Here is a 24,820-nt window from a genome sequence, read left to right as displayed (position 1 = left end):
TCCGCACCGCCGGACACCCCCCTGTCCGAGGCGCCGCTTACCCTTGCCCGGACCATGGGGGTGGATCTTGAACACCGACAACGGCGAAGACCTGGAGATGGATCCGGTCGCCGTCAAGAACATCACGGACGGGCTGCGCGGGGCGATCGCCGAACTGCGCGAGTTCGCCCCGGACGCCGGCGCGACCGTGGGCGCGGGGCTCGAAAAGCTCACGTTGACCGGCATGGAGGCCGGCCACCCGGACGTCACCGGCGTCTTCCACGACCTCTGCACGCGCTGGGACTGGGGAGTACGGGCCCTCGTCGAGGAGGTCAGTGGCCTCACGGCCGCGCTGAACATCTCGGCGGGGATGATCTGGGAGGAGGACCAGTACCGCAGGGGCACGTTCAAGGTCGCGGCCAACTCCGTGATCGGCGATCCGCACGCCGACGAGGACACGGTCGAGAAGACGTCGTGGGACGACATCAAGGCACCGTTCCGCCAGGAGACCCCGGAAGAGGCGCAGAAGGCCCGCGACGAGTTCCGGCAGCAGTGGGAACAGGCCAAGCGGGACGCAGTGACGAAGGGCCACGGCGCCCGGCTGCTGGACGGGGCGGCCGATCTCGGCCAGCTGGACCCCGCCGCCCTCGCCCTCGCGCGCGAACGCGCACGACGAGCGGAGCACGACACCGCCCAGCAGGGTGAGCGCTGATGGGCCGCGACCTCCAGGGGTGGCTGGACGCCGGCAAGAGGACCATCGGCGACGGCGTCGAATGGGTGGGGCACAAAGCGGGGGCCGGGCTCGACGAGGTGGGACTCCACCAGGCCGCCGATGTCTTACGGGAGGGCACCGACAAGGTCGCGAACCGGCTCGGCGCGGAGGTCGAAGAGGCCGAACTGGGCCACACCGACGACCCGACGAAGCTGATCCACGGCAGCCCGTCCAAGCTCCGGGCGACCGCCTCGCACCTGGCGGACTTCCGGGCAGCCTTCGACAAGACCGGCGAAGGCCTCAAAGGGCTCGACGAAGACGGCATCAAGGGCGCCGCCGCCGAAGGATTCCGGGTGCTCGCCCAGAAGCAGCCGCCGAAATGGTTCGCGGCCGCGGACGCCTTCGAGACCGCCGCGGAGGCCTTGAACCACTTCGCGGACACGGTGGAATGGGCCCAGGGCCGCGCCAAGGAGGCGTTGGACGAGTACACGACCGCCGTCAAGGCGTCCGAGGCGGCCCGCGACGCGTACAACAAGCGGGTCGACACGTACAACGCGGCGATCCGCAGCAAGCAGGACCCGCTGCCGGCCCGCCCGACGGGCTTCACCGATCCCGGCACGAACGGCATCAACGCAGCCCGGGAAAAGCTGACGGAGGCGCGCCACCAGCGCGACGAGGCAGCCCGAACGGCCGTCCAAGCGCTGACGAAGGCACGGGATGCCGCCCCGCCCCTGCCGTCCTTGGCCAAGCAACTGGTCTACGAGGGGGCCATTCGGGGACTCGGGCTGGAACACCAGGGCGGCGGGTTCATCAAGGGGCTGGCGGGCACGGTCGATTTCTTCCGTGCGGTCGACCCCCTGGATCCGTACAACCGCATGCATCCGACCGAGTACAAGATGCGGCTCAGCGGCTTGGGTGTCGGCATGTTGACGATGGCCAACGACCCCGTCGGCGCCGGTTCCCTGATGTACGAGCAGTTCATGAAGGACCCCGACGAGGGCGTCGGCAAGATGTACGGCGAGTTCGCCGGATCGAAGGGGGCGAGCTCGGTCACCGGCGCGCTCCGCAAGTCATCCGTGCTGAGCCGACTGGCGAACGGCAAACTGCCCGAGCCGCCCAAGCTCCCGAAAGGGCCGGACAGTCCGACCTCGACCCGCGAGCAGCTCACCGGCAACGAGGAGCGGAGTTCCCACCAGAAGAAGGACGTCCCTTGCGAGGGGGACCCGGTCGACGTGGCGACGGGCCGGATGCTCCTGCCCCAGACGGACCTCGTCCTGCCGGGCTCGTTCCCCCTCGTGTTCAGCCGTACCTTCGAGTCCTCGTACCGCTCCGGCCGCTGGTTCGGCCCCACCTGGGCGTCGACGGTCGACCAGCGCCTGGAGACCGACGCGCAGGGCGTCATCTTCGTCGGCGAGGACGGCAGCCTGCTGGCCTACCCCCACCCGGAGCAGGCCGGTCCTCCCGTCCTGCCCTCGCACGGCCGGCGCTGGCCGCTGACGCGCGACGCGGACGGCGGCTACACGGTCACCGATCCCGAGTCGGGACACGTACGCCATTTCGCGGAGGACGGCGTCCTCACCCAGCTGGACGACCGCAACGGCGCGTGGATCGCCATCGAGTACGACGACGCCACCGGCGCCCCCCTCGCGATCAGCCACAGCGGCGGCTACGAGCTGCGCCTGACCTCCCGCGAAGGCCGAATAACCGGCCTGGCCCTCGCGGACGGCACCGAGGTCCTGCGCTACGGCTACACCGACGGCCACCTCACCGAGGTCACCAACTCCTCCGGTCTCCCCCTGCGCTTCGGGTACGACGTACTGGGCCGGATCACCTCGTGGACGGACACCAACGACCGCCGCTTCGACTACGTCTACGACGAGCAGCACCGCTGCATAGCCCAGTCCGGTACCAACGGCCACCTGAACATCCGGTTCGCCTACGAGGCCGGAATCACGACCCTCACGGACTCGCTCGGACACCGCAAGCGGTTCCTGATCAACGAGCGCGCCCAGGTCACCGCCGAGATCGACGCGGCGGGGGCGACGACGCGGTTCGAGTACGACCGCTGCAACCGCCTGGTCTCCCGTACCGATCCGCTGGGCCGCACGGTCCGCCTGACGTACGACGGTGCCGGCCGCCTGACCGCCGTCGCGCGGCTGGACGGCAAGACTTCACGGGCCGAGTACGACTCCCTCGGCCTCCCGGAACGGCTGATCGCCACGGACGGGACGACGACCGTCCACACGTACGACGCCCAGGGCAACCGCACCTCCACGACCGACCCCTCCGGCGCGACCACGCACTTCACCTACGATGCGCGCGGCCACCTGTCCTCGATGACGGACGCCCTCGGACACACCAGCGTTTTCGTCTTCGACCGGGCCGGCCTGCTCGTCTCGGTGGGGGATCCGCTGGGCGCGACGACGACGTATTCCCGCGACGCCTTCGGCCGACCGGTCACGGTGACCGACCCGCTGGGCCGCACGACCCGCCTGACCTGGAGCACCGAGGGCCGCCTGCTCCGCCGAGTGCACCCGGACGGCACGGCGGAATCCTGGACGTACGACGGGGAGGGCAACTGTCTGACGCACACCGACGCCGCGGGCCGGGTGACCGTCAACGAGTACGGCGACTTCGACCTCCTCACCGCCCGCACCGGCCCCGACGGCGCACGCCACACGTTCGACCACGACACGGAACTGCGCCTCACCTCGGTCACCAACCCGCAGGGGTTGAAGTGGAGTTACGCCTACTCCCCCGCGGGACACCTGTCATCGGAGACCGACTTCGACGCCCGCACCCTCACGTACGCCTACGACGCGGCGGGCGCCCTGGTCAGCCGAGTCAACGCGCTGGGCGAGGCGGTCACCTACACCCGCAACGCGCTCGGGCAGATCACCCGCAAGACCACCGCCTCGGGCCGGACGGTGTACGGCTACGACGACTCCGACCGCCTGACCTCGCTGATCTCGCCGGACTCCACGATCACCTGGCTCCGCGACGGGGCCGGCCGGGTCCTGGCGGAAACGGTCGACGGCCGCACGCTCACGTACGCCTACGACGCCCTGGGCCGCCGCACGACCCGCACCACGCCCACGGGGGCACAGTCGCACTGGACCTACGACGCGGCGGGCCACCGCATCGCCCTGACCACAGCGGGCCGCACGATCACCTTCGAGCGCGACGCGGCCGGGCAGGAACTCACCCGCACCCTGGGCCCGGCCCTCTCCCTCACCCACGCTTACGACCCACTGGGCCGCCGCACCGCCCAGTCGGTCATCGGCCGGGACGGCCGGACCCTCCAGCGGCGCGGCTACGGCTACCGTGCGGACGGCTACCTCACCGGGATAGACGACTCCCTGACCGGTCCGCGGACGTTCACCCTCGACGCGGCCGCCCGCGTGACGACGGTGGACGCCGGCTCGTGGTCGGAGCGGTACGCCTACGACGAGGCCGGCAACCAGACCCACGCCACCTGGCCGGACGGCCACCCGGGCGCCGACGCGCAGGGCGGCCGCTCGTACACGGGCACCCGCATCACCCGCGCGGGGGCGGTCCGCTACGAGCACGACGCACTCGGCCGGGTCACCCTGCGACAGAAGACCCGGCTCTCCCGCAAGCCGGAGACCTGGCGCTACGAGTGGAACGCCGACGACCAGCTATCGGCGGTCACCACCCCGGACGGCACCCGCTGGCGGTACACGTACGACCCCCTGGGCCGCCGCACGGCGAAACAACGCCTCACGGAGACGGGCGCGATCTCGGAAGAGGTCACGTTCACCTGGGACGGCGCCACGCTCTGCGAACAGTCCACCGGCCCGGTCACCCTCACCTGGACCCACCAGGGCTTGCATCCGGTCACCCAGTCGGAGCGCATCGACGACGACACGGTGGACGACCGCTTCTTCGCCATCGTCACCGACCTGGTCGGCACCCCGACCGAGCTCCTCACCGAGGACGGCGCCACGGCCTGGCGCACCCGCGCCACCCTCTGGGGCACGACGACGTGGAACCGCGACGCGACGGCCTACACCCCGCTCCGCTTCCCGGGCCAGTACTTCGACCCCGAATCCGGCCTCCACCACAACCTCTTCCGCACCTACGACCCCGAAACGGCCCGCTACCTCACCCCGGACCCCCTGGGCCTCTCCCCCGCCCCCAACCCCTCCACCTACGTCCCCAACCCCCACACCTGGTCCGACCCCCTGGGTCTCGCTCCCGACGGCTGCCCCGAGGAACTCGATGTAACTCCCATTTACAAAGCGCCACAGAGAGGAATGGGGCAGGTGCAAGAGGCCCTAGGATTCCTGGAGGAGCATTTTCCCGGCGGCCCCCACGATCCCTACATGAATGGACTTGCATACTTCGCCAAGGAACGGCAACTTGCAGAAGTGTACGCCAAGCACTACGGAGAAGGAGTTATCGAGATAAAAATCCCGACAACGGAATACCTGGAGAAGTTCGCGAAATTCGAGCGCGCCTACGAGGGTGGCCCCCTGACAGAGCTCGAGATCCCCAACAGCATCGTTGAGCACCTCAACGGATATTGGCGGAAGAGGCATCAATGACCGACGAACCAAGCTGGGAAAATATCAAGCAGGCGCACCCTTTGGGCGCGCAGCGACGCGGAAGGGTCCGGGCCAGGTTTCCATTTGGCGTATTCCTGGAAATTGAACAGGACCCGGCTGTGAAAGTTTTCATGGATGTCGCCTCGTACGCACCGGATACAAATCCCGGCGACGTCGTGCCGCTACCCCCGGTCGGCTCGATCGTGGAGGGCGTGGTCGTAGACCACGTGGACCGCGACCAGCAGATTCGTATCAGGGTCGGACAGCCACCGTGGGAAGTCAACGAAACGACCCGGCACGACGAGTGAGCAAGTGGCGACCGTTGGGGTTCGCATTGGCGACAGAACCGTTGCGCGCCGTTCGTTATGTCGGTGGGGAAGCACATGTCGGAATGCAGTTCCGCTCCGCCAACCCGTAGGCCGACCTGCACCCAATCCAGACCCTCTGACACGCCGCCGGCCTCAAGTACTCGATCAGGTGTCCGCCGCAAAGCTCACTTTCGTTGGTCGCGGGGCTGACAAGGTCGTGTCCGGCGAGGTATTCGCGGGCACTCGCTCCGACACCGGTGCGCGGTAGCGACCGGGTCGCGGGGGCCGCGATGCGGGGGGCCGGGGGGCGGGGGGCTTAGAGGTGTGGGGAAAGTACTCGGGAAGCGAAAGAACCCCGCCAGACCCCTCCAGCCTCCCGCCGGGGGCTCGTCGCTCGGATGGGTGAACCGGGCCAACTTGGCTGGCTTTCACAGGGGTTGTCGGGCATATGCTCGGCCCGACAACTCCAGACATACGTCGGCCCCCGACGGGACTCGCAATCCCGGCGGGGGCCTGGCCTACCAGGAAGACAACCCTTCCCGATGGATACCCAGAAGCCTAACCCCGTCGTGCTCGCCTCCGGGCGCAATCGCGGCGATGCCCCCCGATCAGGTGTCGTCCACGTCAACGTGCGGCACACCCGCCGCTTCACCGTGGTCGGCAACCACCTCGCCCAGCACGCCGAGATGTCCCTCGTCGCGATCGGCCTCGCGCTGCACATCCAGTCGCTGCCGGCCGGCGCCCGCATCGGCATCAAGGACCTCGCCGCCCGCTTCCCCGAGAGCGAGCACCGCATCGCCCGGGCCCTGCGCGAGCTGGAGGTGTACGGCTACCTGGAGCGGACCCGCGTACGGCTGCCCGGCGGCCAGGTGATCACCCGGACCGTGTCCTACAACCGCCCCGGGTGCCTGGAGGCCGACGAGAACCACGCCCCGCCGCCCGCACCGGCGCCCGTGGCGGGCCCGCCTCCCCCGCCCGCCCCCGCCCCGCAGGCAGCCGCCTCCGAGCCCCTCCCCCGGCCGGTGAACCCCGACAACCCCTGGCGGCGCGACGCGGCCGTCGCCATCCTCACGGACCTGCGCCGTGTCGACTCCCGCCTCCTGCTCGGCCGGCAGGACATCGAGCGGCTCGCCCCCGCCGTCGAGGCCTGGCTGGAGCGCGCTGCCCGGCCCGTCGGCATCACCGCCGCGCTCACGGCCAATCTGCCCGCGCAGCTCCGCAACCCCGGCGGACTGGTCGCCCGGCGGCTCACCGTCCAGCTGCCTCCGGCCCTGGCCGAGACGCCCCGCGCACCCGCCTTCGTACCGCCGGACCCCTTCCAGACCTGCACGGACGACACCTGCGGCCTGGCGTTCCGGGCCCCGGAACCGGGTCTGTGCGGAGAGTGCCGCGCCGAAGCCGCGGTCGCCTAGGCCCGGCCGTCGGGTACGACGAAGGGCCCCTTCCCCGACGCCGGAGCGTCGGGGAAGGGGCCCCTCTGTCAAACGTGGTGCCCGCTCGCGCGAGCTACCAGGTCAGAGCACGAATTACTTCGTGATCTTGGTGACCTGGCCGGCGCCCACCGTACGACCACCCTCACGGATGGCGAACTTCAGGCCCTCTTCCATCGCGACCGGCTGGATGAGGTTGACCGTCATGTCGGTGTTGTCACCGGGCATGACCATCTCGGTGCCCTCAGGCAGGGTCACAACGCCCGTCACGTCCGTGGTACGGAAGTAGAACTGCGGGCGGTAGTTGTTGAAGAACGGGGTGTGACGGCCACCCTCGTCCTTCGACAGGATGTACGCGGCGGCCTCGAACTCGGTGTGCGGCGTGACCGAACCGGGCTTGATGATGACCTGACCGCGCTCGACGTCCTCGCGCTTGATGCCACGGAGGAGCAGACCGACGTTCTCACCGGCCTGGCCCTCGTCGAGGAGCTTGCGGAACATCTCGATACCGGTGACCGTGGTGGTGGTCTTCTCTTCCTTGATACCGATGATGTCGACGGTCTCGTTGACCTTCAGGACACCACGCTCGATACGGCCGGTGACGACCGTACCGCGACCGGTGATCGTGAAGACGTCCTCGACCGGCATCAGGAAGGGCTTGTCGGTGTCGCGCGGCGGGGTCGGGATGGCCTCGTCCACGGCGTCCATCAGGCCGAGGAGCTTGTCACCCCACTCCTTGTCGCCCTCGAGCGCCTTCAGCGCGGAGACCTGGACGACCGGCAGGTCGTCGCCCGGGAAGTCGTACTCGGAGAGCAGCTCACGGACCTCGAGCTCGACGAGCTCCAGGATCTCCTCGTCGTCCACCATGTCGGCCTTGTTCAGGGCGACGACGATGTAGGGAACGCCGACCTGGCGGGCCAGGAGCACGTGCTCCTTGGTCTGCGGCATCGGGCCGTCGGTGGCGGCGACCACGAGGATGGCACCGTCCATCTGCGCGGCACCGGTGATCATGTTCTTGATGTAGTCCGCGTGACCCGGGCAGTCGACGTGGGCGTAGTGACGCGCCTCGGTCTGGTACTCGACGTGCGCGATCGAGATGGTGATACCGCGCTGGCGCTCCTCAGGAGCCTTGTCGATCTGATCGAAGGCCGAAGCCGCGTTCAGGTCCGGGTACTTGTCGTGCAGCACCTTGGTAATGGCGGCCGTGAGGGTCGTCTTACCGTGGTCAATGTGACCGATGGTGCCGATGTTGACGTGCGGCTTAGTCCGCTCGAACTTCGCCTTCGCCACGGGGGTCCTCCTGAGAGTGGTTCTGTACGCCTTACAGATCGGCGCCAGGTGATCTTTGCTGGGATGCCGGTCCCCGGGGCGACGGGAGCGGGTTGCTCCTGTTGCCCCAGAGGTACCGGTGACAAGCCTAAAGCGTGGACTCCGAAGAGTTACTCGCCCTTGGCCTTCGCGATGATCTCCTCAGCGACGTTCCGGGGAACCTCGGCGTAGGAGTCGAACTGCATCGAGTAGCTGGCGCGACCCGAGGTCTTGCTGCGGAGGTCTCCGACGTAGCCGAACATCTCCGAAAGCGGCACGAGGCCCTTCACGATGCGAGCACCGTGACGCTCGTCCATGGCCTGGATCTGGCCACGACGAGAGTTGATGTCGCCGATGACCTCACCCATGTAGTCCTCGGGCGTGGTGACCTCAACGGCCATCATCGGCTCAAGGAGCACGGGAGAAGCCTTGCGCGCGGCCTCCTTGAAGGCCTGCGAACCGGCGATCTTGAACGCGAGTTCGGAGGAGTCGACCTCGTGGTAGCCACCGTCGAGAAGAATGACGCGGACGCCAGTCATCTCGTAGCCGGCGAGGATGCCGAACTTCATGGCTTCCTGCGCACCGGCGTCCACCGACGGGATGTACTCGCGCGGGATGCGTCCACCGGTGACCTTGTTGACGAACTCGTAAGCCGCCTCGCCGCCCTCGATGGGCTCGATCGCGATCTGCACCTTGGCGAACTGACCGGTACCACCGGTCTGCTTCTTGTGGGTGTAGTCGTGACGCTCGACGGACTTGCGGATCGTCTCGCGGTAGGCCACCTGCGGCTTGCCGACGTTCGCCTCGACCTTGAACTCGCGACGCATGCGGTCGACGAGGATGTCGAGGTGAAGCTCGCCCATACCACCGATGATGGTCTGGCCGGTCTCCTCGTCCGAGTGAACCTGGAAGGAGGGGTCCTCCTCCGCGAGACGCTGGATGGCAACACCCAGCTTCTCCTGGTCACCCTTGGACTTGGGCTCGATGGCGACCTGGATGACCGGGGCCGGGAAGTCCATGGACTCCAGGATGACCGGGGCCTTCTCGTCGCACAGCGTCTCACCGGTGGTGGTCTGCTTCAGGCCCATGACGGCGACGATGTCACCGGCGCCCACCGACTCGATCTCCTCACGCTTGTTCGCGTGCATGCGGTAGATCTTGCCGATGCGCTCCTTCTTGCCCTTGACGGAGTTCAGCACCGCGGTGCCGGCCTCCAGGCGACCGGAGTAGATCCGGACGAAGGTGAGCTTGCCGAGGTGCGGGTCGCTCGCGATCTTGAACGCGAGGGCCGACAGCGGCTCGGAGTCCGCCGGCTTGCGCTTGACGACGACCTCCGCGTCCTTGACGTCGTGGCCTTCGATGGCCTCGACGTCCAGGGGGGAAGGCAGGTAGCGCACGACGGCGTCGAGCAGGGGCTGAACGCCCTTGTTCTTGAACGCGGTGCCGCAGAACACGGGGGTGACCGTGGTGTCGCCGCCCTTGCCGGACGCGATGGTGATGCGACGCACGGCGGCGTAGATCTGCTCCTCGGTGGGCTCGGTGCCCTCCAGGAACAGCTCCATCATCTCCTCGTCGTTCTCCGCGACGGCCTCGACGAGCTTGCCGCGCCATTCATCGGCGAGCTCGACGTGCGAAGCGGGGATGTCGACGACGTCGTACATCTCGCCCTTGGAGGCCTCGGCGGACCAGACAAGGGCCTTCATGCGGACCAGGTCGACAACGCCCTGGAAGTCCATCTCGGAGCCGATGGGCAGCTGCATGACGATCGGGGTCGCGCCGAGGCGGTCCACGATCATGTCGACACAGCGGAAGAACTCGGCGCCGGTACGGTCCAGCTTGTTCACGAAGCAGATGCGCGGCACGCCGTAACGGTCGGCCTGACGCCAGACCGTCTCGGACTGCGGCTCCACACCGGCGACACCGTCGAAGACGGTGACGGCACCGTCGAGGACGCGGAGCGAACGCTCCACCTCTACGGTGAAGTCGACGTGACCCGGGGTGTCGATGATGTTGATGGTGTGGTCGACCTCGTCGAGAGGCCAGTGGCAGGTCGTCGCGGCAGACGTGATGGTGATACCACGCTCCTGCTCCTGCTCCATCCAGTCCATCGTGGCAGCGCCGTCGTGGACCTCACCGATCTTGTACGACACACCGGTGTAGAACAGGATGCGCTCGGTGGTGGTCGTCTTGCCCGCGTCGATGTGGGCCATGATCCCGATATTGCGGACCTTGGCCAGGTCAAGCGAAGTGGTAGCCATAAGGCTTCGGTCTTCTCTCGGTCTCGATGTGGGGTGGGACTACCAGCGGTAGTGCGCGAAGGCCTTGTTGGACTCGGCCATCTTGTGCGTGTCCTCGCGCTTCTTGACGGCAGCACCGAGGCCGTTGGAAGCGTCGAGCAGCTCGTTCATGAGGCGCTCGGTCATGGTCTTCTCGCGGCGGGCGCGGGAGTAACCCACGACCCAGCGCAGCGCGAGGGTGGAGGCACGACCGGGCTTGACCTCGATCGGCACCTGGTAGGTGGCGCCACCGACACGGCGGGACTTGACCTCGAGCGACGGCTTGACGTTCTCCAGCGCGCGCTTCAGCGTGATGACCGGGTCAGCGCCGGTCTTCTCGCGGAGGCCTTCCATGGCGCCGTAGACGATGCGCTCGGCGGTGGAGCGCTTGCCGTTCAGGAGGATCTTGTTGATGAGCGACGTCACCAGAGGAGATGCGTAGACCGGGTCGATGATGACCGGGCGCTTCGGGGCGGGGCCCTTACGAGGCATTCTTACTTCTCCTTCTTGGCGCCGTAGCGGCTGCGGGCCTGCTTGCGGTTCTTGACAGCCTGGGTGTCAAGCGCACCGCGGATGATCTTGTAACGAACACCCGGCAGGTCCTTCACACGGCCACCACGCACGAGCACGATCGAGTGCTCCTGCAGGTTGTGTCCCTCACCCGGAATGTAAGCGGTGACCTCGATGCCGGAGGTCAGACGCACACGCGCGACCTTACGGAGCGCCGAGTTCGGCTTCTTCGGGGTGGTCGTGAACACACGCGTGCAGACGCCGCGACGCTGGGGCGAAGCCTCAAGCGCGGGGGTCTTTGTCTTCTCGACCTTGTCCTGCCGGCCCTTACGGACCAGCTGCTGGATCGTAGGCACTACTTCTCCGGTTTCTGTGTGCCGTGTAGTGAAGCTAACCTGGAACGTTGCCGACCCACGCGGTCGGGTGTGTCGGATCCGGTGGAACTCCGCGCAAACGGAGATCACGTGGATCGCGGTGGCTTTGTACGGGCTCTTATGCGGGTGATGGACACGCACGGGAGCCCAGGCACACCCCAGGCACAAGGTCTGAGCGTACCCATCCCATCCACTCCGGTCAAAACAAAAGCCCGGCAGCCGCCGCGGGCCCCCCTTCCGCACAGACCCGCAGGCCAGACGCGGCACGGGATCCGGGCCCGGGCGGCCCTCCCGCACTGGTGCGGACGTGCGGAACCCGAGCACATGTGGTAAGTGGCTCCGCGCTCCCCGCACCGCCCTAGACTGACGAGCCGGACAAACCGCCACCCGGCGAAGTCGATCAGCAGGGAGCAGCGCATTGGGAACCGTGGCCTCGGAGCCCACCACGCAGGAAGCTCCCGCCCGGCGGCGGCCGACCACGGCCCGCCGTCGGCTCGCCCGCCTCCGCGGCCCCCTGCTCGCCTTCCTCGTCACCTCGGGCGCGATCTGCACCGCCTGGGTGGCCCGCGGCACCTTCCCCTTCGGGAACACCGGCCGCGCCCTCAACGACCAGGCCAACCAGTACGTGCCCTTCCACCGCGCCCTGTGGGACCTGGTGCACGGGCAGGCCGCCGGCGACCTGCTGTTCAGCTGGCGCGGCGGCTTCGGACAGCAGTTCCTGTCCGACTACTACACCTACCTCGGCAACCCGTTCTCCTGGCTCGCAGTCCTCGTGCCCCGGGCCCACGTCGACCTCGCCGTCTTCGTCGTCACCCCCCTGACGATGGGCACCGCGGCCGCCGTGATGACGGTGTACCTCGGCAAGCTGCACCCCGGCCCCTGGTGGCAGCGCGGCGTGCTCGGAGCGACGTACGGGCTGTGCGGGTGGGCGCTCAGCGACGCCTCGTACATCCCGATGTGGCTGTGGGGGCTGGTCGCGCTGCCGATGCTCGGCATCGCCGTCGAATGGTGCCTGGAGCAGCGCCGCTGGCCCGGCGTCGCGCTGCTCGTCGGGCTCGCCTGGTTCGGGAACTTCTACACCGCGATGATGGCCACGATGGCCGCCTGCGTGCTCCTGGCCGTCCGGCTGGCCACCCGGGAGATGACCGGCGCCGAGCGGCTGCGCGCCGTGTGGCGGGCGGCTACGGCCACCGTGACGGGCATCCTCCTCACGCTGCCGCTGCTCCTGCCGTCCTTCCTGTCCAGCGGCGCCGCGCAGCCCACCCGGGCCGGCTCCTTCGAACCGGTCCGGATCGAGATCCTGCTCGCCGGGATGCTCCCCGCCACGCACCTGTGGGGCGGCCGGCCGCGGCTGTACGTGGCCTCGCTGGGGCTGATCCTGGCGGGCGCGTTCCTGTTCAACACCGCGATCGCGCGCCGGACCCGCCTGGTGTGGGCGGCGGCGACGCTGCTGGTGCTGGCTTCGTTCCAGTTCCCGCCGACCCAGTACGTCTGGCACGGCCTGGCGGTCCCGAACGGCAACCCGTACCGCGAGGCGTTCGTGTTCAGCGGCATGGTGGTGATCGCCGCCTGGCTGGCGCTCGCCCACCGCCCGCGCCCGCTGCACCTCGCGCTGTCGGCCGCCCTGCTGGTGCTCGCCACCTTCGTACTGCGCCACACCGACGACTTCGGCGGCTGGACGTGGCCGGCCGTGCTCGGCGGCGGGGCCCTGTCGCTGCTCGCGCTGGTCCTGCTGGCCCTGGGTCAGAGGCGCCGCTACCTGATCCCGGTCGCGGCCGTGCTCATGGTCGGCGTCGTCTTCGCCGAATCCGCCGCCGCCGCGCTCAACGCGGACACCCGGCGGGCCCGCGAACGCTGGGCGGCGCCGGCCGCCACCTCCAACGAGTCGATCAGCCGCCACTTCGACGCCGTCCGGGCGGTCGACGGCTGGCCCGCGTACCGGACCGACTCCGGCGCGCCGCAGACCTCGTACAACGACGCCCTGGCGCTGCGCGCGGAGGGGCCGCAGTACTACAGCAGCTACCTCCCCGCGGCCACCTACGAGGCGCTGCAGCCCCTGGGATACGGCTTCAAGAACGACGGCCGGACCTTCTTCGGCGCCGACAACCCGGTGCTCGACGCGATCTTCTCCATCGGGGCGCGGGTACGGCCGGGCGCCGCGAAGAACAGCTGGACCGCGACGAAGTTCCCGGCCCCGCCCCTCGTCACGCTGCGCAGCGGCACGTACACCTCGCCCAACCCGGCCGACAGCGTCTACGCCCGCCAGGAGAACGTCCTGGGCGGGAGCGTCTACCAGGTCCCGCAGGTCACCCGGGGCGGCAGCGCCACCGCCCAGACGTACGCGGCCCAGTGCGCCCCGGGCTCCGAGGCGTACTGGTACTCCCCCGAGCTCTACGGCACCCTCTCGCAGGGCTCCTCCGGCTCCCGCCCCCTGGAGGACCGGATGAGCGGGGTCGTCCCGCTCGGCACGGTGCCCGCCTCGGGCCGACTGGACGTCACGGTCGCCACCCGCACCGCGAACGCCACCGCCGGCCCGCACCCCATCGGCTGCCTGGACCGCGCCGCGCTCGACACGGCGGTGCGCCGCCTCACCGCCACCGGCGCCACGAAGGTCACCGCGGACGGGCACACCATCGAGGCCACCCTCCCCCAGGGCTCCACCGGCACCGCCGTCTTCGCGATGACCGCCGTCCCGGGCTGGCAGTGCTCCGCCCCGCTCCGCCCCTTCCACGGCCTGGTCTCCCTCCCCGTGGCCCCCGGCACCACGAAGGTCTCCTGCACCTTCGCCCCCAAGGGCCTCACCCCCGGCCTCGCCGCCGCCACCCTCGCCCTCCTGGCCCTGATCTCGGTCACGGTCGCCACCCGCCGCCGCCGCGCCTGAGGCCCGCTCCCGGGCTCCGGGGGAACCCCCGGGACCCGGAACACGAAGAAGCCCCCCGCCGCTCCTCTCGGAGCAGCGGGGGGCTTCGACGTACCGGACCTTTAGCCGTTGTACGGGCCGTAGTCGTAGTCCTCCAGCGGGACGGCCTGGCCGGAGCCGGTGCCGAAGGGCGAGTAGTCGATGTCGTCGTAGCCGACGGCCGAGTACATCGCGGCCTTGGCTTCCTCGGTCGGCTCGACCCGGATGTTGCGGTAGCGGGACAGACCCGTACCGGCCGGGATGAGCTTACCGATGATGACGTTCTCCTTGAGGCCGATGAGGCTGTCGGACTTGGCGTTGATCGCCGCATCCGTCAGGACTCGGGTCGTCTCCTGGAAGGAGGCGGCCGACAGCCAGGACTCCGTCGCCAGCGAGGCCTTGGTGATACCCATCAGCTGCGGACGGCCGGAGGCGGGGTGACCGCCCTCGGTGACCACACGACGGTTCTCGGTCTCGAACTTCGACCGCTCGACCAGCTCGCCCGGCAGGAGCTCCGCGTCGCCGGACTCGATGATCGTCACGCGGCGCAGCATCTGCCGGATGATGATCTCGATGTGCTTGTCGTGGATCGACACGCCCTGCGAGTTGTAGACCTTCTGGACTTCGCCGACCAGGTGGACCTGGACGGCACGCTGGCCGAGGATGCGCAGCACGTCGTGCGGGTTGGTGGCACCCATGGTGAGCTTCTGGCCCACCTCGACGTGGTCGCCCTCGTGCACGATGACCTTGGCGCGCTTGGAGATCGGGAACGCCGTCTCCTCGCTGCCGTCGTCGGGCGTGATGACGATCTTCTTCGTCTTCTCGGTCTCCTCGATCCGCACGCGGCCGGCGGCCTCGGAGATCGGGGCGACACCCTTCGGGGTACGGGCCTCGAAGAGCTCGACGACACGCGGCAGACCCTGCGTGATGTCGTCACCGGCCACACCACCGGTGTGGAAGGTACGCATCGTCAGCTGGGTACCGGGCTCACCGATGGACTGGGCGGCGATGATGCCGACCGCCTCACCGATGTCGACCAGCTTGCCGGTGGCCAGCGAGCGGCCGTAGCAGAAGGCACAGGTGCCGACCGCGGACTCGCAGGTCAGGACCGAGCGGGTCTTGACCTCCTCGACGCCGTTCGCGATGAGGGCGTCGATGAGCACGTCACCGAGGTCCACGTTCGCCGGCGCGATGACCTTGCCGTCGATGACGACGTCCTCGGCCAGCATGCGGGCGTACACGGAGGTCTCGACGTCGTCGGCCTTGCGCAGAACGCCGGTCTCGTCCTTGACACCGATCTTGAGCTTGAGGCCGCGCTCGGTGCCGCAGTCCTCCTCGCGGATGATGACGTCCTGCGAGACGTCCACCAGACGACGGGTGAGGTAACCCGAGTCGGCGGTACGCAGGGCGGTGTCCGCCAGACCCTTACGGGCACCGTGCGTGGAGATGAAGTACTCCAGAACGGTGAGGCCCTCACGGAAGGACGCCTTGATCGGACGCGGGATGGTCTCGTTCTTCGCGTTCGACACCAGACCACGCATACCGGCGATCTGTCGCATCTGCATCATGTTTCCTCGGGCACCCGAGTCAACCATCATGAAGATGGGGTTCGTCTTGGGGAAGTTCGCGTTCATCGCCTCGGCAACCTCGTTGGTCGCCTTGGTCCAGATCGCGATGAGCTCCTGCGTGCGCTCGTCCTTGGTGATCAGACCGCGCTCGTACTGCTTCTGGACCTTCTCGTCCAGCTCCTCGTAGCCCTTGACGATGGCCTTCTTGGCCTCAGGCACGACGACGTCGGAGATGGCCACGGTGACGCCCGAACGGGTCGCCCAGTGGAAGCCGGCCGCCTTCAGGTTGTCGAGCGTCGCCGCCACGATGACCTTGGGGTAGCGCTCCGCCAGGTCGTTGACGATCTCGGAGAGCTGCTTCTTGCCCACCGAGTAGTCGACGAACGGGTAGTCCTCGGGCAGCAGCTCGTTGAAGAGCGCGCGGCCCAGGGTGGTGCGCAGACGGAAGCTGTCGCCCGGCTGGAACTCCTGCTCGCCCTCCTCGGCCACCGGCGGCACCCAGCCGCGCGGCGGGATGGTGCCCACCGGGAAGCGGATGTCGACCTGCGACTGCAGCGCGAGCTCGCCGTTGTCGAACGCCATGGTCGCCTCGGCCGTGGAGCCGAACGCACGGCCCTCGCCCTTGGTGTCACGGAGCTCACCGTCGGTGGTCAGGAAGAACAGACCGAGGACCATGTCCTGGGTCGGCATCGTGACCGGACGGCCGTCGGCCGGCTTGAGGATGTTGTTCGAGGACAGCATCAGGATGCGGGCCTCGGCCTGCGCCTCCGCGGAGAGCGGCAGGTGCACGGCCATCTGGTCACCATCGAAGTCCGCGTTGAACGCGGTGCAGACGAGCGGGTGGATCTGGATGGCCTTGCCTTCGACCAGCTGGGGCTCGAAGGCCTGGATGCCGAGACGGTGCAGCGTGGGCGCACGGTTCAGCAGCACCGGGTGCTCGGCGATGACCTCTTCGAGCACGTCGTAGACGACCGTGCGGCCGCGTTCGACCATGCGCTTCGCCGACTTGATGTTCTGCGCGTGGTTCAGGTCCACCAGGCGCTTCATCACGAACGGCTTGAAGAGCTCCAGCGCCATGGCCTTGGGCAGGCCGCACTGGTGCAGCTTCAGCTGCGGACCGACGACGATCACGGAACGCGCGGAGTAGTCCACGCGCTTGCCGAGGAGGTTCTGACGGAATCGGCCCTGCTTGCCCTTGAGCATGTCGCTCAGGGACTTCAGCGGACGGTTGCCGGGGCCCGTGACCGGGCGACCGCGACGGCCGTTGTCGAAGAGGGCGTCGACCGCCTCCTGGAGCATCCGCTTCTCGTTGTTCACGATGATCTCGGGGGCACCGAGGTCGAGCAGACGCTTCAGACGGTTGTTGCGGTTGATCACGCGGCGGTACAGGTCGTTCAGGTCGGAGGTCGCGAAGCGGCCACCGTCCAGCTGCACCATCGGACGCAGGTCCGGCGGGATGACCGGCACGCAGTCGAGCACCATGCCCTTGGGGCTGTTGCTGGTCTGCAGGAACGCGGAGACGACCTTGAGGCGCTTGAGCGCACGGGTCTTCTTCTGGCCCTTGCCGGTACGGATGATCTCGCGGAGGCGCTCGGCCTCCTCCTCCAGGTCGAAGGACTCCAGGCGCTTCTGCAGCGCCGCGGCACCCATCGAACCGTCGAAGTACGTGCCGAAGCGGTCACGCAGCTCGCGGTAGAGGAGCTCGTCGCCCTCGAGGTCCTGGACCTTGAGGTTCTTGAAGCGCGCCCAGACCTCGTCCAGACGGTCGATCTCGCGCTGCGCACGGTCGCGCAGCTGCTTCATCTCGCGCTCGGCACCTTCGCGCACCTTGCGGCGCACGTCGGCCTTCGCGCCCTCGGCCTCGAGCTCGGCCAGGTCGGTCTCGAGCTTCTTGGCACGGCCTTCGAGGTCCGCGTCACGGCGGTTCTCGATCTGCTGGCGCTCGACGGAGACGTGGGCCTCCAGCGACGGGAGGTCGCGGGTGCGGCGCTCGTCGTCCACGAACGTGATCATGTACGCGGCGAAGTAGATGACCTTCTCGAGGTCCTTCGGCGCGAGGTCCAGCAGGTAGCCCAGGCGCGACGGGACGCCCTTGAAGTACCAGATGTGGGTGACGGGAGCGGCAAGCTCGATGTGGCCCATCCGCTCACGACGCACCTTGGCGCGCGTGACCTCGACGCCACAGCGCTCACAGATGATGCCCTTGAAACGGACACGCTTGTACTTGCCGCAGTAGCACTCCCAGTCCCGGGTCGGACCGAAGATCTTCTCGCAGAAGAGTCCGTCCTTCTCGGGCTTGAGGGTGCGGTAGTTGATGGTCTCCGGCTTCTTGACCTCGCCGTGGGACCAGGTTCGGATGTCGTCCGCGGTGGCAAGGCCGATCCGCAGCTCGTCGAAGAAGTTGACGTCGAGCACTGTGCGTCAATCCCTCTTTCGGGGTCGAGTCTCAATCATGGTCTGAACGGTCCCGGGGATGACGGGGGGCTCTTGAGCGAGCCCCCCGTCAGGCCCGTCAGACCTCTTCGACGCTGCTCGGCTCACGCCGGGACAGGTCGATACCGAGCTCCTCCGCCGCGCGGAAGACGTCCTCGTCGGTGTCGCGCATCTCGATGGACATGCCGTCCGAGGACAGCACCTCCACGTTGAGGCAGAGCGACTGCATTTCCTTGATGAGCACCTTGAAGGACTCGGGAATGCCCGGCTCGGGGATGTTCTCGCCCTTGACGATGGCCTCGTAGACCTTCACGCGGCCGGTGACGTCGTCGGACTTGATGGTCAGCAGCTCCTGGAGGGCGTAAGCGGCGCCATAAGCCTCGAGCGCCCACACCTCCATCTCACCGAAGCGCTGGCCACCGAACTGCGCCTTACCACCCAGCGGCTGCTGCGTGATCATCGAGTACGGACCGGTCGACCGGGCGTGGAGCTTGTCGTCGACCAGGTGGTGGAGCTTGAGGATGTACATGTACCCGATCGAGATCGGGTCCGGGAACGGCTCACCGGAGCGGCCGTCGAACAGACGCGCCTTGCCGGACGGGAGGACCAGCCGGTCGCCGTCGCGGTTCGGGATGGTGTGCTCGAACAGGCCGGCGAGCTCATCCTCACGGGCGCCGTCGAACACCGGGGTGGCGACGTTGGTGCCGGGCTCGACGCGGTCGGCGCCGATGACCTTCAGCCGCTCGGCCCATTCCTCGCCGAGCCCGGAGACGTCCCAGCCGCGGCTGGCGAGCCAGCCGAGGTGGATCTCCAGGACCTGTCCCGGGTTCATTCGGGACGGGACACCCAGCGGGTTCAGGATGATGTCGACCGGCGTGCCGTCCTCAAGGAAGGGCATGTCCTCGATCGGAAGGATCTTGGAGATGACACCCTTGTTGCCGTGGCGGCCGGCGAGCTTGTCACCGTCGGTGATCTTGCGCTTCTGGGCGACGTAGACGCGGACCAGCTGGTTCACGCCCGGGGGAAGCTCGTCCCCCTCCTCGCGGTCGAAGACGCGGACACCGATGACCTTGCCGATCTCACCGTGCGGGACCTTGAGCGAGGTGTCACGCACCTCGCGGGCCTTCTCACCGAAGATCGCGCGGAGCAGGCGCTCCTCCGGGGTCAGCTCGGTCTCACCCTTGGGCGTGACCTTGCCGACCAGGATGTCGCCGGCGACCACGTCGGCACCGATGCGGATGATGCCGCGCTCGTCGAGGTCGGCGAGGACCTCTTCGGAGACGTTCGGGATGTCCCGGGTGATCTCCTCGGGGCCCAGCTTGGTGTCACGGGCGTCGACCTCGTGCTCCTCGATGTGGATCGAGGAGAGGACGTCGTCCTGCACGAGGCGCTGCGACAGGATGATCGCGTCCTCGTAGTTGTGGCCTTCCCACGGCATGAACGCGACGAGCAGGTTCTTGCCGAGGGCCATTTCGCCCTCTTCGGTGGCCGGGCCGTCGGCGAGGACCTGGGCCTCGACGATCCGGTCGCCCTCGTTGACGATGACCTTCTGGTTGACCGAGGTGCCCTGGTTCGAGCGGGAGAACTTGGCGACGCGGTACGTGGTGTACGTGCCGTCGTCGTTGGCGACGGTGACGTAGTCGGCCGAGACCTCCTGGACGACACCGTCCTTCTCCGCCTTGATCGAGTCACCGGCGTCGACGGCGCAGCGGTACTCCATGCCGGTGCCGACGAGCGGCGCCTCCGCCTTGATGAGCGGAACGGCCTGGCGCATCATGTTCGCGCCCATGAGGGCGCGGTTGGCGTCGTCGTGCTCCAGGAAGGGGATCATCGCGGTCGCGACGGACACCATCTGGCGCGGGGAGACGTCCATGTAGTCGACGTCGTCGCCGGCGATGTAGTCGATCTCGCCACCACGACGGCGAACCAGTACGCGGTTCTCGGTGAAGCGCATCTCATCGTTCAGGCCGGCGTTGGCCTGGGCGATGACGAAGCGGTCTTCCTCGTCCGCGGTCAGGTAGTCGACCTCGTCGGTGACGACGCCGTCGACGACCTTGCGGTACGGGGTCTCGACGAAACCGAACGCGTTGACGCGGCCGTAGGAGGCGAGCGAGCCGATCAGACCGATGTTCGGGCCTTCAGGGGTCTCGATCGGGCACATGCGGCCGTAGTGCGACGGGTGAACGTCACGGACCTCGAAGCCGGCCCGCTCGCGGGACAGACCACCCGGGCCAAGCGCAGACAGACGGCGCTTGTGGGTGAGACCCGAAAGCGGGTTGTTCTGGTCCATGAACTGCGACAGCTGGCTGGTGCCGAAGAACTCCTTGATGGAGGCGACGACCGGCCGGATGTTGATCAGGGTCTGCGGCGTGATCGCCTCGACGTCCTGGGTCGTCATCCGCTCGCGCACGACGCGCTCCATCCGCGCCAGACCCGTGCGGACCTGGTTCTGGATGAGCTCGCCGACGTTGCGCAGACGACGGTTGCCGAAGTGGTCGATGTCGTCGGTCTCGACGACGATCGAACGGCCCGACTCACCGGTGGTCTCGGTCTCGCCCGCGTGGAGCTTCACGAGGTACTTGATCGTCGCGATGATGTCGTCGGTGGTGAGCACACCGGCGTCCAGCGGCTCGTCGGCGCCGAGCTTCTTGTTCACCTTGTAGCGGCCGACCTTGGCGAGGTCGTAGCGCTTCGGGTTGAAGTAGAGGTTCTCGAGCAGCGTCTGAGCAGCCTCGCGAGTCGGCGGTTCGCCCGGGCGCAGCTTGCGGTAGATGTCGAGCAGCGCGTCGTCCTGGCCCTGGGTGTGGTCCTTCTCCAGGGTGGCGCGCATGGACTCGTACTCGCCGAACTCCTCGAGGATCTGCTCGGTGGTCCAGCCGAGGGCCTTCAGGAGGACGGTGACGGACTGCTTGCGCTTGCGGTCGATGCGGACACCGACCATGTCGCGCTTGTCGATCTCCATCTCCAGCCAGGCACCCCGGGACGGGATGATCTTGGCGGAGAAGATGTCCTTGTCGGACGTCTTGTCGATGGAGGAGTCGAAGTAGACACCGGGGGAGCGCACCAGCTGCGATACAACGACACGCTCGGTGCCGTTGATCACGAAGGTGCCCTTGTTGGTCATGAGCGGGAAGTCGCCCATGAAGACCGTCTGAGACTTGATCTCTCCGGTCTCGTTGTTCGTGAACTCGGCGGTGACGAACAGCGGCGCCGCGTACGTGAAGTCGCGGTCCTTGCACTCGTCGACCGAGTTCTTCGCCGGCTCGAAACGGTGGTCGCGGAAAGTCAGCGACATCGACCCGGAGAAGTCCTCGATCGGCGAGATCTCCTCGAAGATCTCTTCAAGACCGGACTTGGTGGGGACGTCCTGTCCACTCTCGAGAGCCGACTCGACGCGAGCCTTCCAGGCGGCATTGCCGAGCAGCCAGTCAAAGCTCTCGGTCTGCAGCGCCAGGAGGTTCGGAACCTCGAGGGGCTCCTTGATCTTTGCAAAGGAGATGCGCAGCGGGGCGGTGCTGGCACCGTTGTTCGTATTGGTCGAGGCGTTGCGCGAGGCGGCCAAGAGGGGGTCCTTCCGAGGGCTCGGACTCACTACGCGCGTACCGGTCCCAGCCGACACAGACGACAGACGCTTTCAATCTGGTGCGAAAGACCAGGTCAGGGCGGATCAGTCAGGTGTGCTCGAGCGTGGGCATGCCCCTGGCGACGGGCAGGGGGCAGCTAACAGGCAGCGCAAAGGGTCAGTGTAGCCACTTGGCTCACTGATGTCCAGACCGCGTTTCCGGAAACCGGCAACAGGCCTTCCCTACTCGATCAACCAACACCGTGTTCAACCAACACTGCGTCCAACTCTGCCGCGCTCGTACACAGAGCGCGTATCAGTACTGCCCTCTTCGTAGTCGTTCCATGCCTCGGACCGCCGATCCGTACCCTCGGGGCTCGGAGCGGTGCGGGCGGGTCTCCCACGACGGTCTGAGAATTGCGCGCCGCCGCCCGTTCGTCAAGGCCCCCTGCTCCGAGCGGATCACCTCCCGACCCCGCTCCGAGACAACGAAGATCACCCTACTCCCCAACGAGAGCAGGGCAAATCAGGCACTCCGGGTACGCCAAAGGGCGACCACCCTTACGGGTGACCGCCCTTTGAAGAGGCCCCAAAGGGCCTCAGAGGTGTTACTTGACCTCGACAGCCGCGCCGGCAGCCTTGAGGGACTCGGCGGCCTTGTCAGCGGCCTCCTTGGCGACCTTCTCGAGGACCGGCTTCGGAGCGCCGTCCACGAGGTCCTTGGCCTCCTTCAGACCCAGGGAGGTCAGCTCGCGCACGACCTTGATGACCTGGATCTTCTTGTCACCGGCGCCGGTGAGGATGACGTCGAACTCGTCCTGCTCCTCGGCGGCCTCGGCCGGGGCACCCGGGCCGGCGGGACCGGCAACGGCGACGGCCGCGGCGGCGGTGACGTCGAACTTCTCCTCGAAGGCCTTCACGAACTCGGAGAGCTCGATGAGGGTCATCTCCTCGAACTGGGCGAGGAGGTCGTCCTGAGAGAGCTTCGCCATGATGGGCGATCCTTCCACTAATTCGGCAGGTGCCGGATGTATTGAGAGGCGGGCGTAACGGCCCGCTACGACCCACGCACTAGGCGGCGTGGATCAGTGCGCGAGCCGAATTACTCGGCACCGCCCTGCTCGGCGAGCTTGACGCGAAGCGCTTCCGCAGTGCGGACGAACTTCGACGGCAGCGCCTGGAAGAGCGAGGCAGCCTGAGACTGCTTGCCCTTGAACGCGCCGGCCAGCTTGCTGAGCAGAACCTCGCGGGACTCGAGGTCCGCAAGCTTCTTGATCTCATCGGCGGTGAGCGCCTTACCATCAAGGACACCCGCCTTGATGATGAGGTTCGGGTTGTCCTTGGCGAAGTCACGCAGGCTCTTCGCCGACTCCACCGGGTCACCGGTGATGAAGGCGACCGCGGTCGGACCAGCGAAGTGCTCGTCCAGCGCGGTGATCCCGGCCTGGTTGGCCGCAATCTTGGTCAGCGTGTTCTTCACCACGGCGTACTGGGCGTTCTCACCGAGCGAACGACGCAGCGTCTTGAGCTGCGCGACGGTGAGACCCCGGTACTCGGTCAGCACGGCGGCGTTCGAGCTCTGGAACTGGTCCGTGAGCTCGGCTACCGCGGCAGCCTTGTCGGGCCTTGCCATAGAGCGTCGGCCTCCTTCCGGGTGATGAGGACCGCTCAGAAGGGGCTACATACAAAACGCCCCGGCGCAGGCGCCAGGGCGTAGCTCAACCGAATCGTGAAACTCGGGAACTTTCCTCAGTCACCTACGCGGGTCGTCCGCATCCAGCGGATCCTTCGGCCGCCGCACCCTTACGGGCACGACAACGACCAGCGGTCTTTGGCTTCTCCGGAACTGTACGTGAAGCACGCGACCCGAGGCAAATCGCCCCGGCCGGCCCCGCAGGGGCGGGACTCAGCCCTGGGCGCCGCCGTCCTTCATCATCTGCGCGAGGTCCACGACCTGGTCGGCCGGGGGCGCCGCGATCTCGACCGGCTGGTTGTAGTCGAGGAACTTGATCGTGACGTCCATCGGGCCCTTGGCGGTCCGAGCCTGGGTGCGCACCTGCTTGGTGTGGTTCGCGGCATCGATCCACATGTCCATCACCATGCTCTCGACGCCCTGGTCCTGGAGCTGCTTGACGGTCTTCTCCTGGCGCTCCTTGGCCTCCGGGGAACCCGCGGCCGCGGTGGCCTTCAGCTGCTCCAGGCTGAGCGTGCCGGTCAGGTGCGTGGTCTTCTGCCCGTCGATGGTCTCCTCGCCGAGCGACTTCAGGTCCTTGGCCCCCCTCAGCTGGGTCGCCCGGTCGCCCGGGTTCTCACCGCTCTGGCCGGCCTTGCCGAGCGCGTCCAGCTGGGCCGCCGCGTCCGGGCTCGCGCTCTTGAGGTCGAACTTGAGGTACTTGCCCTCGCTGCCCATGTACATCACGTTGCCGATGAGGCGCAGGTCGACGGTGCCGCCCTCCGCCGCCGGGGAGGCCATCTTCATCGACATGGCCACCTCGGGCTTGAGGCGCATGGCCACGTCGCCGGAAACCTGCTGGCCGGCCACGCTCCCGGACATGGTGTAGCGCAGCGAGGTGATCTCCTCGGCGCCCTTCTTCACCTGCTCCAGGAAGGCGGCGGCCGGCTCCGCCTGCACCGGCTTCTGGCCGCCGGGTACGCCCGCTGCGCTCGACGCGCTCGTCGCGGGAGCGGCGGCGCCGTCCTTCTTACCGCCCTCGCACGCCGTGGCCCCGCCGGCGAGCAGTACGGCCGCCGCGACGGCGACGAGGGTCTTCTTCTGGTTCGCGTTCATGGAAATCCCCACCCCTGTTCACTGTTCAACAGTAGGGACCTTACTGGGTGGTAGCGACGTCAGTCGTACGGATATACGGAAACGGGCCCCCCGCTCCCGGGAGGG

The 24,820-nt window shown here is 67.9% G+C and carries 14 protein-coding genes; 5 read left to right on the top strand and 9 right to left on the bottom strand.

Annotation, left to right across the window (positions count from 1 at the left end):
* The first annotated feature begins 67 nt into the window (after positions 1-67).
* From ACWGH1_RS24570 to ACWGH1_RS24555, 4 genes are all read left to right on the top strand, one after another.
* Positions 68-691, top strand: a complete 624-nt coding sequence (locus tag ACWGH1_RS24570; protein WP_453354883.1) for a hypothetical protein — start codon at positions 68-70, stop codon at positions 689-691.
* Positions 691-5,259, top strand: a complete 4,569-nt coding sequence (locus ACWGH1_RS24565; RefSeq protein WP_453354884.1) for a putative T7SS-secreted protein — start codon at positions 691-693, stop codon at positions 5,257-5,259. Before ACWGH1_RS24570 ends, ACWGH1_RS24565 begins: the two co-directional genes overlap by 1 nt.
* The gene (locus ACWGH1_RS24560) at positions 5,256-5,567 is read left to right on the top strand and encodes a hypothetical protein (RefSeq protein ID WP_453354885.1); all 312 of its coding nucleotides are present in this window, start codon (positions 5,256-5,258) and stop codon (positions 5,565-5,567) included. The genes ACWGH1_RS24565 and ACWGH1_RS24560 overlap by 4 nt, the downstream gene beginning before the upstream one ends.
* Positions 5,568-6,109: 542 nt before the next feature.
* Positions 6,110-6,979 carry a helix-turn-helix domain-containing protein gene (locus ACWGH1_RS24555; protein WP_453354886.1) on the top strand — a complete coding sequence of 290 codons (870 nt, stop codon included), beginning with the start codon at positions 6,110-6,112 and terminating at the stop codon, positions 6,977-6,979.
* 114 nt (positions 6,980-7,093) lie between these two features.
* On the opposite strand, the gene tuf is transcribed toward ACWGH1_RS24555, so the two are convergent.
* The 4 genes from tuf to rpsL all read right to left on the bottom strand — a co-directional run bounded on the left by tuf (position 7,094) and on the right by rpsL (position 11,447).
* Complete coding sequence (gene tuf, locus ACWGH1_RS24550) at positions 7,094-8,287, bottom strand: elongation factor Tu (RefSeq protein WP_453354963.1); 1,194 nt, start codon at positions 8,285-8,287, stop codon at positions 7,094-7,096.
* 149 nt (positions 8,288-8,436) lie between these two features.
* Positions 8,437-10,563, bottom strand: coding sequence for an elongation factor G (gene fusA / locus ACWGH1_RS24545; protein WP_453354962.1), 2,127 nt, complete (start codon positions 10,561-10,563; stop codon positions 8,437-8,439).
* 39 nt (positions 10,564-10,602) lie between these two features.
* A complete protein-coding gene (gene rpsG, locus ACWGH1_RS24540) occupies positions 10,603-11,073 on the bottom strand; it encodes a 30S ribosomal protein S7 (protein ID WP_326588520.1) in 471 nt (156 codons plus the stop codon).
* 2 nt (positions 11,074-11,075) lie between these two features.
* Positions 11,076-11,447, bottom strand: coding sequence for a 30S ribosomal protein S12 (gene rpsL / locus ACWGH1_RS24535; protein ID WP_007265893.1), 372 nt, complete (start codon positions 11,445-11,447; stop codon positions 11,076-11,078).
* A gap of 445 nt (positions 11,448-11,892) precedes the next feature.
* Between rpsL and ACWGH1_RS24530 the strand changes: the two genes are divergently transcribed.
* Complete coding sequence (locus ACWGH1_RS24530) at positions 11,893-14,346, top strand: YfhO family protein (RefSeq protein WP_453354964.1); 2,454 nt, start codon at positions 11,893-11,895, stop codon at positions 14,344-14,346.
* Positions 14,347-14,447: 101 nt separating this feature from the next.
* Here the strand turns inward: ACWGH1_RS24530 and ACWGH1_RS24525 are convergent, their stop codons facing one another.
* The 5 genes from ACWGH1_RS24525 to ACWGH1_RS24505 form a co-directional block, all read right to left on the bottom strand.
* A complete protein-coding gene (locus tag ACWGH1_RS24525) occupies positions 14,448-18,347 on the bottom strand; it encodes a DNA-directed RNA polymerase subunit beta' (RefSeq protein WP_453408998.1) in 3,900 nt (1,299 codons plus the stop codon).
* Positions 18,348-18,444: 97 nt separating this feature from the next.
* Complete coding sequence (rpoB, locus tag ACWGH1_RS24520) at positions 18,445-21,927, bottom strand: DNA-directed RNA polymerase subunit beta (protein WP_453355803.1); 3,483 nt, start codon at positions 21,925-21,927, stop codon at positions 18,445-18,447.
* Positions 21,928-22,535: 608 nt separating this feature from the next.
* Positions 22,536-22,919 (bottom strand): 50S ribosomal protein L7/L12, encoded by a 384-nt coding sequence (gene rplL, locus ACWGH1_RS24515; protein WP_453355804.1) that lies wholly within the window; start codon positions 22,917-22,919, stop codon positions 22,536-22,538.
* A 110-nt stretch (positions 22,920-23,029) separates the two neighbouring features.
* Entirely contained in the window at positions 23,030-23,560 is a 531-nt protein-coding gene (gene rplJ / locus ACWGH1_RS24510) for a 50S ribosomal protein L10 (RefSeq protein WP_030710304.1), read from the bottom strand.
* 273 nt (positions 23,561-23,833) lie between these two features.
* Positions 23,834-24,715 (bottom strand): LppX_LprAFG lipoprotein, encoded by an 882-nt coding sequence (locus ACWGH1_RS24505; RefSeq protein WP_453357868.1) that lies wholly within the window; start codon positions 24,713-24,715, stop codon positions 23,834-23,836.
* Between the last annotated feature and the right edge of the window lie 105 nt (positions 24,716-24,820).

The sequence above is a fragment of the Streptomyces sp. NPDC054883 genome, from assembly GCF_053610645.1.
This window is presented reverse-complemented; position numbering and strand designations above follow the sequence as displayed.